The 16936-nt window shown below is 39.0% G+C and carries 10 protein-coding genes and 1 pseudogene; 7 read left to right on the forward strand and 4 right to left on the reverse strand.

Translation table 11 applies throughout. The features are described from left to right. Nucleotides 1-19: 19 nt before the first annotated feature. A complete protein-coding gene (locus V6R21_RS22620) occupies nt 20-940 on the reverse strand; it encodes a PfkB family carbohydrate kinase (protein WP_334245816.1) in 921 nt (306 codons plus the stop codon). 258 nt (nt 941-1198) lie between these two features. Here V6R21_RS22620 and V6R21_RS22625 point away from each other — a divergent pair, with 258 nt between their 5' ends. The 5 genes and pseudogenes from V6R21_RS22625 (at nt 1199) to V6R21_RS22645 (ending at nt 7053) form a co-directional block, all read left to right on the forward strand. Further along, nucleotides 1199-2350 (forward strand): arginase family protein, encoded by a 1152-nt coding sequence (locus tag V6R21_RS22625; RefSeq protein ID WP_334245817.1) that lies wholly within the window; start codon nt 1199-1201, stop codon nt 2348-2350. Between the two features lie 49 nt (nt 2351-2399). After that, complete coding sequence (locus V6R21_RS22630) at nt 2400-2999, forward strand: C40 family peptidase (protein WP_334245818.1); 600 nt, start codon at nt 2400-2402, stop codon at nt 2997-2999. Nucleotides 3000-3234: 235 nt separating this feature from the next. Continuing rightward, a pseudogene (locus V6R21_RS22635) lies at nt 3235-5095 on the forward strand (DNA topoisomerase IV subunit B). A 463-nt stretch (nt 5096-5558) separates the two neighbouring features. Continuing rightward, on the forward strand, nt 5559-6404 hold the full coding sequence (locus V6R21_RS22640; RefSeq protein WP_334245819.1) for an alpha/beta hydrolase family protein: 846 nt from the start codon (nt 5559-5561) through the stop codon (nt 6402-6404). Nucleotides 6405-6447: 43 nt separating this feature from the next. Beyond that, a complete protein-coding gene (locus V6R21_RS22645) occupies nt 6448-7053 on the forward strand; it encodes an IMPACT family protein (protein ID WP_334245820.1) in 606 nt (201 codons plus the stop codon). 62 nt (nt 7054-7115) lie between these two features. Here V6R21_RS22645 and V6R21_RS22650 read toward each other — a convergent pair whose 3' ends face one another. Both V6R21_RS22650 and V6R21_RS22655 read right to left on the reverse strand, forming a co-directional pair. Further along, the gene (locus tag V6R21_RS22650) at nt 7116-8480 is read right to left on the reverse strand and encodes a PP2C family protein-serine/threonine phosphatase (protein WP_334245821.1); all 1365 of its coding nucleotides are present in this window, start codon (nt 8478-8480) and stop codon (nt 7116-7118) included. A gap of 263 nt (nt 8481-8743) precedes the next feature. Next, complete coding sequence (locus V6R21_RS22655; protein WP_334245822.1) at nt 8744-11533, reverse strand: TonB-dependent receptor; 2790 nt, start codon at nt 11531-11533, stop codon at nt 8744-8746. 322 nt (nt 11534-11855) lie between these two features. Here V6R21_RS22655 and V6R21_RS22660 point away from each other — a divergent pair, with 322 nt between their 5' ends. Then, nucleotides 11856-12443 (forward strand): SMI1/KNR4 family protein, encoded by a 588-nt coding sequence (locus tag V6R21_RS22660; RefSeq protein ID WP_334245823.1) that lies wholly within the window; start codon nt 11856-11858, stop codon nt 12441-12443. Nucleotides 12444-12510: 67 nt separating this feature from the next. Here the strand turns inward: V6R21_RS22660 and V6R21_RS22665 are convergent, their stop codons facing one another. Further along, a complete protein-coding gene (locus V6R21_RS22665; RefSeq protein WP_334245824.1) occupies nt 12511-15333 on the reverse strand; it encodes a TonB-dependent receptor in 2823 nt (940 codons plus the stop codon). A 231-nt stretch (nt 15334-15564) separates the two neighbouring features. Between V6R21_RS22665 and V6R21_RS22670 the strand changes: the two genes are divergently transcribed. Beyond that, entirely contained in the window at nt 15565-16917 is a 1353-nt protein-coding gene (locus tag V6R21_RS22670) for a porin family protein (RefSeq protein ID WP_334245825.1), read from the forward strand. Nucleotides 16918-16936 lie beyond the last annotated feature (19 nt).

Consider the following 16936-nt stretch of genomic DNA (forward strand, 5'->3'; position numbering starts at 1 on the left):
CTATACAGCGTACTGTGATTTAGATTCTTCCTTCAACCGCTACAAGGTCTCGGAACATTTGTACTCTTTCCGACAGTTCCACTGGCGTAATATCCAACAGCTTTTCTGTACCGAACCTTTCCACACAGAAAGATGCCATTGCTGAACCATAAAGAACGGCACGCTTCATATTTTCAAATGAGGTATCATCCGTTTTCGCCAAATAGCCAATAAACCCTCCAGCAAATGTATCTCCTGCTCCTGTTGGGTCAAAAACCTCTTCCAGTGGCAATGCAGGTGCAAAGAACATATTCTGTCCGTGGAACAACAGCGCTCCATGCTCACCTTTCTTGATGATCAGGACTTTTGGTCCCATTTCAATGATTTTTCTGGCAGCCTTTACCAATGAGTACTCTCCTGACATCTGGCGAGCTTCCTCATCATTGATAGAAAGTACATCAACCATTTTGATTGTCTCCATCAGGTCATCCCAAGCGATATCCATCCAGAAATTCATCGTATCCATCACGATCAGTTTAGGACGTTTTGCCATGCGCTCAATTACCTGCTTCTGTACTTGAGGAGAAAGGTTGCCCAACATCAGGTAGTCCGCCTCTTGATAGCTTTCAGGTACAATAGGATCAAAAGTACCCAACACATTCAGTTCTGTAACCAGGGTATCACGTGTATTCAGATCATTATGGTATTTACCAGACCAAAAGAATGTTTTCTCATCTTCTTTTACCTGTAAACCTTCCAAATCAATCTTTCTGCTTTTCAGCATTTCGATCTCCTCTTTAGGGAAATCTCCACCAACCACAGAAACTACACCTTGCTCAGGAGTAAAATAAGAACCTGTAATGGAAATGTATGTTCCAGCACCTCCAATGATTTTATCAGTTTTTCCGAATGGCGTTTCGATAGCATCAAAAGCCACAGACCCTACGGTTAATAACTTCATTATGTTTATTTTTGATAGATTTGTGATTCTTGCAAAATCAAATTTGATTCAATTGAAATATCTTATGTACTCAGTGGTACAAAGCGACAAATATACAAATATTGACAACTTGGCATCCTTTTAAATTTTAGTTTTATCTGTATACTTCTAAAGCTGTCCGGTTTATCCGTTTTTCATGCTTCTGTATTAAGGAGAAAAAACCGTATTGTGATAGAGTTAAATTAAACACTGCCAAGGCAAATACCAATTTTTTACCACATGGAACTCAAACAGTTTTTCCACCCAATTGCACAAGACACTTTACCTGTCAGAGAAGCAGGTACAATGTCAGACAACACAGACTTCCATATTGCTGAACACTTTCCTGATTGGGAAGCTGCAGACATTGCATTGGTATTTGTACCAGAATACAGAGGTTTGCCATTATCCGAAAACCCTAAGAATGGGTTTGTAAAATTTAGAAAGCAGCTTTATAACCTGAAGGACTTGACCGTTTCCTGCAAGATCGTGGACCTAGGTGAACTTATCACAGGGGCATTGCTTTCTGACACGTATGATAAACTGCAAAAGGTTTGCGAATACTTATTGGCCAATAATACCCTACCCCTGATTATTGGAGGAAGCCATGACCTTGATTTGGCTCAGGTAAAGGCTTACCACGATACAGAAAAAACGTTGGGAATTGTTGGGGTTGATGCAAAGCCAGATATGGAACAAAGTGGTATTCCCAGTGAAGAGCATTTATTCCGAATTTTGGAACTGTACCCTTCAAAAATTGAATATAGCCACTTGGCTTATCAGCGGTTTATCACAGACAAAAACACCTTACTTCAGCTGTCAAAGCTTAATGCTGACCTAACAAGTATTGGGCAAATACGAGACAACCTCCAAGAAACAGAACCCGTTATTCGCAGTGCCAATATTTTGAGCTTTGACATCAGCGCTATCCGAAAGTCAGAATGTCAAGGTGCTTATCACAACAATATTTTTGGGCTAACACCGGAAGAAGCTTGTCAGCTCTGCTGGTATGCAGGGTTAAATGAACAACTTACATCCGTTGGTTTTTACAATTATGCACCAAAGAAGGATATTCAGGGTGATACTGCTATGTTGTTGTCTGTTATGGTATGGTATTTTGTAGAAGGTTACAGTAAAAGACGACCAGAATATAGCTTTTTCAGTAATTTTCATACAAAATATATTATCCCAATTGACGAATCTCTCCAAACATTAGTCTTTTATAAAAGCAAGCTTTCCGATAAGTGGTGGATGGAAGTTGCCTTTACAGAAGATGAGACTCCTGTAAATGGACAAATTATCCCATGCAGCTACAAAGACTATCAAGATGCCTTGGAAGGTAACTTACCTGACAGGTGGATAAAAGCCGTGGGCAAAGTGAAAGACTGCTAAAAAAGTCAAACCCAAGTTAATTTTATCACAAACTTATTATTTTGCCGGGATGAAAAATTTTAAAACCCATGTATGGTACTCCTTGATCTTCATACTAGCGGTACAGTCAGGGTGTAATTCCTCAAAACATACATATCAGGCAAGACATGAAAAGCTGTTGGAAGAAACAGGTCTGAAAGTGGCGGAATACAGGTTAAAAAATAACCTGAATGCCTCTTCCGAAAATACAGCAATTGTCAGTAAACCTGTCGTTAATGAGGGTCCTGCTGGTGCTTCAGCTGTAGTGATTGAGGAAGCCCAAAAGTGGATGGGAACCAGGTATAAAATGGGTGGCCTGACCAAAAAAGGAATTGACTGTTCTGGCTTAATGTATGTATCATACCAAAAAGTAGGCGTAACCCTACCAAGGGTATCAAGACAACAGGCTCAAACCGGTACAGCGATAAATAAGTCTGAACTACGTCCTGGTGATCTGGTGTTTTTCACATATCCAGGAGGGTCTCGTATCACTCACGTAGGGATGATTACACAAGTAAATGGTGATGACATCACATTTATTCATGCTTCTACATCCAGAGGTGTTACAACAGACAAACTCAATTCCAATTATTGGGAAAAAATCTATGTAACTGCCCGTAGGCCGATGTGAGGATAATCATATTTGACCTACAATTAAATGCCAATAAAATTGACTTATTTTACAGGATTTGTATTTTTGTTAAATTTGTAAGCATTTAATCTTTAACGCGAAAGTATTTAGAATGCTTTCACATGAATTGACTGATAAATTAAAGGATAGAAGCAATTCTTAGTCAGAAGTGTTGGGTTTGCAATCGCCTACACAAAGACAGGATAGCTTCAGCCATAATTTTTTATATACAATTATGTCTAGCAAAACTCAACACAACTATACGGAGGACAGCATTAAGTCGCTGGAACCGAGAGAACATATCCGGCTACGTCCGGGGATGTACATCGGTAAACTAGGCGATGGCTCTGCTCCGGATGACGGTATCTATGTCTTGGTCAAAGAAGTAGTCGACAACAGTATCGACGAACATATGATGGGCTTCGGTAAGCAAATTGACATCACAGTCAATGAAGACAGCGTAGAAGTCCGAGATTTTGGCCGTGGTATTCCGCTTGGAAAGGTGATCGATTGTGTATCCAAGATTAACACGGGTGCAAAATACGACTCAAGTGCCTTTCAAAAGTCAGTAGGTCTGAATGGTGTAGGTACAAAGGCTGTAAACGCCCTTTCGTCTTTCTTCAGGGTTACATCTGTTCGTGATGGCCAAAAGAAAACAGCGGAATTTGAGCAAGGAAAACTGACGAAGGAATACAATATTGAAAAATCTTCTGAGCCAAACGGTACTCGTGTTTTCTTTAAACCTGACAATACTGTCTTTAAGCACTTCCGTTTTATTCCTGAATACCTTGAGAATCAGATATGGAACTACGCATACCTGAACGCTGGGCTTCATGTCAATTATAATGGAAAGAAGTACTTCTCCAAAAACGGACTGTTGGACCTGCTAAGCAGAAAGTCAATTGAGGAAAACCGTCGTTACCCAATCATTCACCTAAAAGGTGAAGAGATAGAAGTAGCACTTACCCATACCAATCAGTATGGTGAAGAGTACTATACTTTCGTAAACGGACAGTACACTACCCAAGGAGGTACACACCAAGCGGCACTGCGTGAGGCATTGGTACGCACAATACGTGAGCACTTCGGTAAAAACTTTGATGCAACAGATATTCGAGCATCAATTGAAGCCGCTGTTGCCATACGTGTTCAGGAGCCTGTATTTGAATCTCAAACTAAGACAAAACTTGGATCGCTTAATATTGGGCCTGATGGACCAACTATCCGTACATTTGTCAATGAGTTTGTAAAGAAAGAACTGGACGATTACCTGCATAAACATCCTGAAGTAGCTCAAATGATGCTGAAACGAATTCTTCAGTCTGAAAGAGAGCGTAAGGAAATTGCTGGTGTCAAAAAATTGGCTAACGAACGTGCCAAAAAAGCCAGTCTTCACAACAAAAAGCTAAGAGACTGTAGAGCGCACTACAACGACAAGAAAAACGACGAAGAGAAAAAGCTTGCCACTACGCTATTCATCACCGAGGGTGACTCAGCCAGCGGTAGTATTACTAAAGCTCGTGACGTTCAGACACAAGCGGTATTCAGTTTGAGAGGTAAACCATTGAACAGCTTTGGCTTAACCAAGAAAATTGTTTACGAAAATGAAGAATTCAACCTTCTTCAACATGCATTGAATATTGAAGACGGTATTGAAGGACTTCGTTACAACAGGGTTGTAATTGCTACAGATGCCGATGTGGATGGTATGCACATTCGCCTGTTGGTTTTAACGTTCTTCCTGCAATTCTTCCCTGATCTGGTCAAACAAGGACACCTTTATATCTTGGAAACACCACTATTCAGGGTAAGAAACAAGAAGAAAACCATCTACTGTTACTCTGACGAAGAACGTAAAGCAGCCATTCAAGAACTAGGCAACAAACCTGAGATCACCCGATTTAAGGGTCTTGGTGAGATTTCCAGGAGAGTTTGGTGGCTTTATTGGTGAAGATATCAGACTAGAGCCTGTGCTATTGGATAAGGATACAACCATTAATGATATCCTTAAATATTATATGGGTAAAAACACAATGGAGCGCCAAAACTTTATCATCAACAACCTTCGTGTTGAACGTGATGAGGTAGTGGCCTAATCCACTTTATATTGCAAACAAAAAGGATGTATCCACACAGATACATCCTTTTTCATTTGACATTAAATCGACACTAGAATAATTCAATCAATCTCTGATTGAACAAGTACTAAAACACTAGATTGATAGTAAAAACAGTTTCTCTCTTTTTATGGTAGTTTGGTATCGCAGATAAATTTCTTTTTGATAACCTATAAATTAAATCGACACTAGTTAGTATTTCATAATCACTCTATTTTATCCAACACTTATACCATTAAATTTAAGTAACTAACTATCAATAACTTACAAGATTACAATAGTATCTCCCCACCTCTATAAATGTTCGAAATCAACATATTACTGTTCAATAATGGACAGTAATTATCCACTACCTTTGCTATTTATCCCACTTTCTTTCCTTTCAGTTTGATCTTCCCTTATCTTTGAGTTTTACTGTTCAAAACAAAAGACAATACCTAGCATGAAGAAAGTTGAGTTCGTATTGACATCCAAGCATAACCAGAAACGATTCTTAGGAGATGCCACATGGAAAAATCATGTAGACAAAAAACCTGTCATCTTACTTATTCATGGATTCAAAGGCTTCAAGGATTGGGGATGCTTCAACATGATTGCGGAGCATTACGCTGAATTAGGTTACGCTGTGGTAAAATCCAACACAGCTTTCGACGGCACCACACTTGACATGCCCTTTGAGATTACGGACTTTGATGCTTTTGCAGAAAACAACTTCAGTAAAGAGCTTGATGATATTGGAACTACCATCGACTGGATATTTGACAGTCAGTGTCCAATTCCGAACCTTGATCTTGACAAGGTATTTCTTATCGGGCATAGCCGAGGTGGCGGTATGGCGCTACTAAAAGCAGCTGAAGACAGTAGGATTAAAAAAGTGGCTACTTGGGCTTCTATTCCATCTGTTGATAAATTCTTCTCAGAAGACTTCCTGATTGAATGGAAAATAAAAGGCATTGCACATGTCGTTAACGGACGTAACGGTGACAACTTGCCACTGCACTACCAGATCGTGGAAGACTTCAACCAGAACAAAGACAGATTGGATGTCGGTAAAGCCATTGCAAGTCTGGCAATTCCTACTTTACTGATTCATGGCGATGTGGATGAAACTGTTCCCGTAGCTGCAGCACAATACCTTAATGAGATAAAGCCTGATAGTGATGTACTGATTATAGAAGGCGGCTCACATACATTTGGAAGCAAACACCCTTGGGAAGCGACATCCCTTCCTGTACATATGCAACAGGTTGTAGATGCGACCGAAAAGTTTTTTATCCATCACCACTAAAACAAGATCACTGATCAAAATAGACTAACTGAAAACATTTAGCATGGAGGATTCTTATTTAACGCTGGAAGGCATTTCAGAAGGACTATACAAAGAAAAAGGGAGTAAATTCATTGCCTATGCACACAGGGTCAGAACTGAAGACGATGTCAAAGAGATTATTCAGGACTACCGCAAGCAATATTACGACGCACGCCATTGGTGCTATGCTTATATACTAGGAGCCGATAAAATAAAGTTCAGGGCCAATGATGATGGAGAACCCAGTAACTCTGCTGGCACTCCCATACTCAACCAAATCAGGTCCAAGGAACTGACTGATACTTTAGTAGTGGTCATACGTTATTTCGGTGGAACAAAACTGGGTGTTCCGGGACTAATCAATGCTTATAAAACTTCTACAGCAGAAGCATTGGACAATGCTGAAATTATCACAGAATACCTTCAGAAGTATATCAACATCCGTTTTGAATACCCTCAAATGAACGATGTGATGAAAGTGGCTAAAAACTTTGATCTTGACTTCAGCAATCAGACTTTTGAGATGGATTGTCAGATCAAGTTTTGGGTAAGAGAAAAATTCTTTGACGAGGTAAAAAGCAAACTGGAAGATGTTGATGGCCTAACCATGGAAATCTTATCTGAATAAGCTTTTGCCGCTACAGATATCATATACAAGCTCTGCACACGCTAGTGTAGAGCTTTTTTTCATTAAAATTTATCTATTCTAAAACCAACCAAAAGTACATCATCTACCTGTTCCTCCTCAGCTTTCCACTCCTTAAATACCCGATCAATCTCAAGATATTGTCTTTTCATACTTTGAGGAGCAATTCCACTTAAAAGAAGTCTCAGGTTCTTAGACATAAACTTCTTCTTCTTGACACCTCCAAACTGATCCTGAAAACCATCAGAGTATAAATAACAGGTTGTGAGACTATCAATTGAAAACATATGGTTTTCGAACACTACATTTTCTCGATAGGGATCGCCCACACTTTTTTTCGTACCCTTCAGTAGTATACTTTTCCCATCCTGCACATAATATAGTGGCATCTTTGCTCCTGCAAAAGTCAAGGTAGAAAGTACCGTATCCACAACACATATCGCCATATCCATTCCGTCATAAGACAAGGTTGACCCTACTTTGCGATCCAGTCGGGTAAGTATTTCAGCTGGTGAGGTGATTTTCTTGGAATTAATGATCTGATCCAAAAAAACATACCCCAACACTGACATAAAAGCGCCTGGAACACCGTGCCCTGTACAATCTGCCACCACAATAATTTTATAATTATCCACTTGTGTAAACCAATAAAAATCCCCGCTGACAATATCCTTGGGACGAAAAAAGACAAAGCTGTCTGAAAATAAGGTTAAGTGCTCATTTTCGGAGGGAAGTAGCGTATTCTGTATCTTCTTGGCATACTGAATACTTTCAGTTATAGATACAAGTGACTGGTCTATCTGCTGTTTTTGTTCTTCCAACAATTGCCTCTGCTGCTCCAGTTTTTGCCTTTTCGTAATTGATAGCTGATAGGCTACATGATAGTTATGCCTTAAGATAGAAACAACCAATGTGATTGTAAGCATTGACAACATGTAAACAAATAATCCCCACATCTGGAAGGATGAGCTGACATCACTGTAATAAATGATCCAATCGCTTCTCAAATGACTAATCAGATGAAGTACAATTGTAATCACAAAAAAAAGAATCAGCCAAGGTAAAATCCGCCTCCAGCTTACCAATGCAGCAATCAATGGTGCTGCCATCAACTGCACATAGGGCATCGTTCCATTATGTCCCTGAGATAAAAGGAAATGGATTACGATAGATACTATTACATAAATAACAAATATGATATCAAGATACCTGTAGTGCTTATTCTGGCTTGCGAAGAGATAAATCACTCCTATAATCAGAAGATCAAGCATCGAGAAGTAAAATGAAATACTCTTGTAGTAGTCATCATAAATGATAAAAGCAATGCAACTCCTCACTAAAACAACACTCAAACAAACCAGACAAGAGAACCTAAAAATCCTGTTTTCAAAATTATTGAATGTTACCATTTCATCTATGTAAATAGTTTAAACTCAACCTTCATTATAAACACACATTCAAGATTAATATATCCAACACCGACTTTAAATGGAAAAAACAAACTGGGAAGCGTATCACATATAAACCAAATTACCTGTATGGATACTATTGATATGGCTGACTCGATAAAGGAATATAAGCTTTAGAGTAGTTACAATAAAAAAAGGACACAGTTAATAACTATGTCCTCTATCGAAATCTTTCGTCTGATAAATTAACTATACTTTGTTATCTATCGGTGTATACGGATCATTCTCATTCGATCACCTTTAGGTTTATCATCTCCAAACTTATTGAGCCTATAACTGAAAGTAAGCATAAAGTACCTACCCAAAGCCAAGTTCTGAGTATCTTCAGAGTATGTTTCCGTTACATTTCTTCCAACACTGGTATTTTGATTCAACAGGTCATAAACACCAATTTTCAACTCACCTCTGTTTTTCTCAAGAAACTTCTTCCCTAAACTCATATTCCAGATCATGTAATTCTGCTCAACATCATCCGACAAACCTGAGTAAAACATGTGATTCAGTTTATTATTGAAAACAAACCCTTTCCAGAACAGTAAGTTTAAGTCAAAAGATGAGTTAAGAGAGAAGTATTTATTATCCAATTCAGGCTGTAGCGTACTTTCTGAAACATTATACCCAGAATACGAACTGATCGTAAAATCAACCTTTTCACTAATGTTACTCGAAACAGATACCCCAGGCCACACAGAGATTGTCTGTGTCTCATTGGCTTCTCCTCCTACCATTCCTGGCTTTTTAGAATAGGATAACCCTGTCGAGAAATTGATTTTAGACTTAATCAACTTTGAGGAAACACCATAATTTATATTAGAGTTGATACTCCAATAACCATCCATGTTGATAGGCTGTGTAAAAGAAGCCCCTTGCTTAAGTGTTGTACCATCTGCCAATTCCATATCTTCAGAAGCAATGATTGTCGAGTTAGTGATCTGATTATTCACCTGATCAAACCCTAACATCATAAAGAAAGAACTTCCTTTTTCCATATTGAAACTATGATAGAAAAGCCCTCCTGAGTTGCTATACTCCTGTTCAAGATTCGGGTTACCTGATGAAAGTCGGATCGGGTTAGAGTTATCCACCACATTTTGCAACTGATTGATAGACGGTGCATTTGTACGGGCACGGTAACGGAAGTGTAGATTATTGTTTTTACCTAATTTGACTTTCAACCTAAGGTTTGGCAGTACATTGGTGAAAATATAATCCGTCTCATTATTGATCGGGAATGTTTGATTTCCCATTAGCTCAGCACGTTTTACATCTGCTCCAATCGTAAAGTCCATATCGCGTCCTTTACTGAAATTATACTTGATGCCACCTTCCTGTGTCAAGTAATCATTGTCAAATGTATTGGATAAAAGACTGTCTACATCAATTCGCTCCCCATTTTGGTAATCATAGGTTTTACGATCTGCATAGCTGTTGGCATAACCAATCTCATATTCAAAAACCAATTTACCATGTTCACTGATTGGCTCAGTATAGACCGTTTTTGCTGACAGCTCATATTTTGTATTCTCTTGTGAAGACTGCTGCTCTACCACCTCTTCCGAATCACCAAATACATTGTTGGCATTCAAAGTATTATCCCTGTCATTGCCATTCACATCTGTATTTATATCTATGGAAAAGGTTCTGCCTTTTTTAGTAAATGAATGACGCCACAGCAAACTGTTTGAAAAACTGTACCCTTGACTGTCTGTGGTTCTATAGTTATCTGTACTGTTTAGTATTGTACCATCCGTCAGAAATGTCTTACCTACTGTGAAATTATTTGATTCATTTTGTTGAACACTCAATCGAGGTCTTATCTTCAATGAGTTATTTTCATTGATCTTATACTCTAACTCAAAGTTGAACCGGTGATTCAAATTTGTACTGTTTCCTTCTGACAGTTCATCATAAAATTGCCCATCATTATTGCCAGAAAAATACTGCCTATAAAGAGACTTTCTATTTTCATTTTTAGCATGGTTGAAAAAATAGCTACCTGTTACTTCCACTTTTTCTCCCCAATTATCAGAATAGTTAAGCCCTATAGCATTTGTTGTACTGATACCTTCCTGTCCTCCTACTCTGAAGTTTTGCAAGCCTCTACCAAAACCACGGCCTCCACCACCGCTTCCATTCATGCTCATCAGATCTTCCATCGCAAAGTTCTGCTGATTAACATTATTAGAAAGCCCTAATACTGAAAACCTTCTATCTCCATCAAACACATTGACATTACCTCCTGCTCCAAAACGGTTATCTGTACCATAACCAGCGTACACCTTTCCGAACTTCCCTTTCCGCTTATCTTCCTTCGTTACAATATTGATCGTCTTGGCTGAGTTCCCATCATCTACGCCAGAAAACTGTGCCTGATCACTCTTCTTATCATACACCTCAACCTTATCAATCACATTTGCGGGTAAGTTTTTCATGGCAATCGATGGGTCGTTGCCAAAAAATGTTTTCCCATCTACCAGCACTTTCTGCACACTCTCACCCTGTGCCTTCAGTTCGCCATTCTCCACCGTAATCCCTGACATTTTTTTCAAAAGGTCTTCCGTTGTTGCATCTGCGTTTACTTTATAGGCACTTGCATTGTACTGAACAGTATCTCCCTTTACTATAGCCGGAGAAGTTTTATCTTCTACCACTACTTCCTTCAACAGTTGCTTGTCTTCTGAAAGTTGTACGGTTTTTACATCATTGATACCCGCTTCCAGTTTCAACACCTGTTCAATGGTCTTGTAACCCACATATTTAACCTGAAGCTTATAACTGTTGGGCTTGACATTTTTGAAGTTGAAAAAACCTTCTGTATCGGTAATCGTTCCAATTCTCTTGGTAGTATCCTGTTGATCAATCAACAATAGTGTTGCTCCAATAAGTGGCGTATGATCAGAAGTATCCTCCAATTTTCCTTTTAAAATAGCAGATTGAGCCCATAGTGATTGCACTGCAAAAAATAACAGCAGCGTTAAAAGTAATTGTTTCATTATTAGGGTTTAGAAGTGATAAAAAAATATTCTCTTTGACAATAGATTTGTGATTAAACATTTCGATCAGCTAAATATCCAACCAACTTGATTACAATGATATCAAGAAAGAGACTAAATTATTGAACTATTATAAATTTTTAATCGATAATAATTTCCCTCACCCCAAATTTGGCCAGACAAAAGAAAATTCAACTTACTTGCTAAGGTTTTTATAATAATGATGCTTAATAAATTTTCACGATGCATTAAAAATGATTCCAATCTAAATCTTTTTAAATACATTACCGCCATTAGAAAAGCTCATTAAAAGCATAATGAAATGATTGAAATTTGGAATAAACTATATACATGGCTTGAACAGCACGTCCCACACTTAGCTGATGAGTTGAATGAAGGTGCTGGTGTTCAAAGTTTCAAAAAATTGGAGGATGCAATTGGCAAAAGCCTGCCTGAGGATTTCAAAGCGTTTTACAGTATTCATGATGGACAAGCGCTTGATGAAGACACAGGTTCCGCTGAGGGACTGATTGATGGAGATATTTTGCTTCCATTGGAAGAAGTGTTTGTACAATGGACAGCATGGAAAACGCTGCTTGAAGAAGGACAATTTGATCAAATGGTCTCAACACCCGATAAAGGAATCAAAAACGCTTGGTGGAACCCTCTTTGGATTCCTTTTACACATGATGACAATGGCAACCATATTTGCCTTGACCTTGACCCCGATGATTCAGGTGCAGTGGGGCAAGTGATCATGACCTGGCACGATGCAACAGAAAGGGTTTTGGTTGCAAGTTCTTTTTCTGAGTTTATTGCTGAATATGTTGAAGGGTTAGAAAACGGGCTATACGTCTATTCTGAGGAGTGGAGTGGTATTATCAATAAAGAAGAAGCTGAAGATTTTTAACTGATTGAAATAAAAAAGCCTGTATCAGCATATACTGACAACAGGCTTTTACACTACTTACACCCTATTAAAAAAACTGAGGCGGTCCGAAACCCCTTCTCCTATTATCTTCCATTGGAGGCTCTCCAAAGTTGCTAAGCTTATACGTAAGCGTTGCCATAAAATACCTTCCCAATGCAAGGCTCTCTGTATCTTCAGTGTAAGTCTCTGTTACATTTCTACCTACACTTGTATTTTGATTCAGCAAATCATATACACCGACCTTTAGTTCACCACGATTGTTTTTCAAGAACTTCTTACCGATACTCATATTCCAAATCATGTAATTCTGATCGATATCATCTGAAAGACCTGAGTACCACACATGGTTCAAGTTGTTTCTGAAAACAAATTCTTTCCCAAAAATATAGTTAAGGTCAAAACCCGAAGTCTGATAGAAGTACTTGTTGTCCAGTTCTGGCTGGAGTGTACTTTCCGAAATATTATAGTTAACAGAAGTAGATACTGTAAAGTCTACACGCTCACTGATATTACTAGCCAATACAACTCCCTGTGTAAAGGTGTAAGTCTTGGTTTCGTTTTCCTGTTCATCCACATAACCCGGAGTGTTATTATATGTAACTCCTGAAGTTAAGTTGATTTTGGATTTCAGCATATTGGATGTAATGCCAATGTTGGCCAATAGTCTTGCATTCCAGTAACCATCCATATTGACAGGCTGCGTAAAGGAAGCTCCTTGCTTCAACTCTGTACCATCAGACAAAACCATATCCTCATCAGCAATAATGGTGGAGTTAGTAATATAATTATTGGTCTGTTGCACACTACCCATCAAAAAGAACATGGTTCCTTTATCCATATTCATTGTATGGAAACGAGCCATCAGCGTATTTGAAAACTGTTGCTCAAGATTCGGATTGCCTGAACTCAACTGTAATGGATTAGAGTTATCCACCACGTTCTGCAACTGACTGATAGACGGTGCATTGGTACTTGATCGGTAATTGAACATCAAGTCTTTCCCCTCTCCCATTCTTACATGCATTCTCAAGAATGGTAATATATTCGTGAAGGTATAATCTGAATCATTTACCAATGGGAATGTCTGCTCACTCATTAGCTCAGCTTGTTGCACATCAGCTCCCGCCATCAACATAAAGTTTCTACCTTTCCTGTAGTTATAACCAACTCCAGCCTTATGCGTTAGGTAGTCATTATCAAATGTATTGGAAAGTACACTGTCAAGGTCCATTCTAACTCCATCCAGATAATCATATGTTTCCTTATCAGCATAGCTATTCGAATAGCTCACATCATATTTGAACATCATCCTGCTGCTTTTACCAATTGGCTCGGTATACATCACATTTCCTGAAAGACTATAACCTGTTTGCTCCTGAAATGATTGCTGATCTACTATATCTGTTGTAGAGCCAAAAATATTGGTCGCTCCCAAGGTGTTGTGAATATCTTTTCCGTTAACTCCTGTATTTACACCCACTGAAAATGTTCTACCTCTTTTTGCAAACCTGTGTCGGAACAGTAAGCTATTGGAGAAGTTAAACCCTTCACTTTCCTTTAGCTGAGTGTTTTCAGTTTGGTTTAGCATTGTACCATCCGCAGTAGTTGTTACGCCATTGGTATAACTGGTTGACTCATACTTTTGCAAACTCAACTTCGGTCTGATCAATAGTGAGTTACTGTCATTGATCTTGTAGTCAATCTTGAAATTGAACCTGTGGTTCTGATTAATATTGTTGGTTTCACTCAGTTCATTATACAACTGTCCATCGCTCTGACCTGACAGGTACTGACGGTACAGGGACTCACGATTTTCTCGATCAGTCCTGTTAAAGAAATAGCTACCATTTACTTCTACTTTTTCTCCCCACTCATCCGTAAAATTGATTCCCAAAGAGTTTGTTGTAGCAATACCGTTCTGGTTTCCAATCAAGAAATTATCAGCAGGATTCCCACCCGGTCCACCAGGTCCGCCACCTCTTCGACGTCTTCCTGAAGACCCAGAACTCATCACTCCCATCAGGTCTTCGGTCGCAAAGTTCTGCTGATTCAGGTTATTGGACATACCTATTATTGAAATACGCTGATCCCCATTAAAGATATTGACATTACCTCCCGCAGAAAAACGGTTATCAGTACCGTAGCCTGCATACAGTTTTCCGAACTGACCGTTTCGCTTGTCTTCTTTGGTAATGATATTGATGGTCTTGGTTCTATTTCCATCATCAAAACCTGAAAACTCCGCTTGATCGCTCAGCTTATCAAACACTTCAATTTTACTGATGATATCAGCTGGAATATTCTTCAATGCAATTGTTGGATCGTCTCCAAAAAAGGGCTTACCATCTACCAAAACCTTTTTCACCTGTTCTCCTTGAGCTGTCACCTCTCCATTGTCTACTGTAATGCCTGGCATTTTCTTAAGCAGGTCTTCCGTTGTAGCATCAGGATTGGTTTTGAATGCATTGGCATTGTATTGTACAGTATCACCCTTTACAATGGCTGGCGCTACTTTTTCTTCTACCAATACTTCGTTGAGCATCTTTTTGTCTAGAGACATAGCAATTACACCCAAATCTGTAACTCCACCCGAAAGCTTTACCTCCTGCTCAAATGACTTATATCCAACATACCTGACCTGAAGCCTATACGCTTGTGATTGTAGCTTATTGAAACGAAACTCTCCATTTGAATTAGCAACTGTTCCCAGCTTCTTGGTTGTGTCCTGTAAACTCGTCAGGATCAGGTTAGCTCCTATCAACGGAGTATTATCTGATTTATCCTGAAGTTTTCCTTTCAGGCTAGCCTCTTGTGCCCATAATGCCTGAGTTGAAAAAATGATCGATAAAATGAGAAAGAGTTTCTTCATGCTATATCTTATTTGTACTGATTCTTTTTCCTTGATACAGTACAAAAGAGATTACATTACCCCTATTAATAAAAAGGAATATAAGTTTCCGAGTTTTTCCTCGACAAACACCGCTGTTTTACCGATGGGAAAGTTCCGCTACAATTGAATTAGAATAGAAAACCGGTATCTTAGTATTACTAATCAGAATAGCCCTAAATCAACCATTCCCTCTAGTCCTTTCATGTCTCAATGAAAAAGTCACTTCACCTGTGCTTGCTACTATTTTCTATCAATACATTCGCACAAACAACCGCTCCACCTTCACAGGAAACTCAAGCTCCATCCAAACTCATATTTACACTGAGTGAAGATGGTAAATCATGGATTCGGATGCTTTTCCGTACCAACCTTTGGGTAATAGCCGACGCCAGCAAGGATTCCGAATTTTCACTTACACCAGAACTTAGGCGACTCCGGCTTGGCACCGAAATTCATATTACTGACCATTTCCTGATATGGCTCAATTTAGGTCTAAATGGCCTGACCCCTTCCAACCTTACCATCTCAGGTTTACAATCCAACACCTCTGATCAGCTTGTAATCGGAATGGTCGGTGAAAGTATGCTGATCAAGGATAAACTTTACATTGGGCTTGGGTTACACTACTGGGGAGGGCTTTCCCGCGTTACAAGCCCTTCAACAGCCAACCTGTTAACATTGGAAAGTCCACTATTTGGTTTTGCTCAGGGTGGTTATACCAACCAGCTTCAAAGACATCTGGGAGTATATGCAAAAGGCGAATTGGGAAGGCTACAATATCAGGTTGCATTCAACGGTCCGCTCAGGAGTAGTCGTGATGAAAATAAAGCGTTATCCGTAGACCAATTTGTCTATGCTACAAGAGCACTGTATGATATAAATAAAAAAGCGCAGTTGGTCACTGAAGGGTATTTTACTTGGCAGTTTTTAGAAAAAGAAGGAATGGTATTACCTTTTAAAACCGGCACTTATTTAGGCAAGAAAAAAGTCCTTGCATTGGGTGCAGGTTTTATATCTCATCCTAGCGGCACCATTACTGTCAAGAATGAACTGATACTAAATGAGTATGATACAGATGGAAGTGGAACACTCAGTCGTGAAGAACTGGATATAAATATGGATGGAATTTTGACTCCTCAAGAACTGAAAAGCACCACCCGAACTTACGATGTATTTCACTGGAGTACAGATATATTCACCGATTTACCTGTAGGTAAAGGGGCTATTACAGCATATGCTGCTTATGCCAACTTTGACTTTGGAAATAACTTTATAGGTCCTTTGAGTGTTGCAAGTACTGGAAAGATATTTTTCACACAATTTGGATACCTAATTCCACCTTTTTTAAAACAAGGAAAAATACAACCTTATCTTTCTTACGAATACAGTCAATATGATGCTTTTGAACATGACGGAGAAAGATTTCAAATAGGGTCCAACTGGTACTTTGTCGGACAGCATGCAAAACTTGTACTTGAGTATCAGCTGACTCGGTTCAACTATAATGGTGAGCGCCCACCACTCGAAAAACTAATCCGGTTACATTTACAGTTAGCCATTTAAATAGCCTTTTCATCAAAGA

The sequence above is a fragment of the Limibacter armeniacum genome, assembly GCF_036880985.1.
Lineage (GTDB): Bacteria > Bacteroidota > Bacteroidia > Cytophagales > Flammeovirgaceae > Limibacter > Limibacter armeniacum.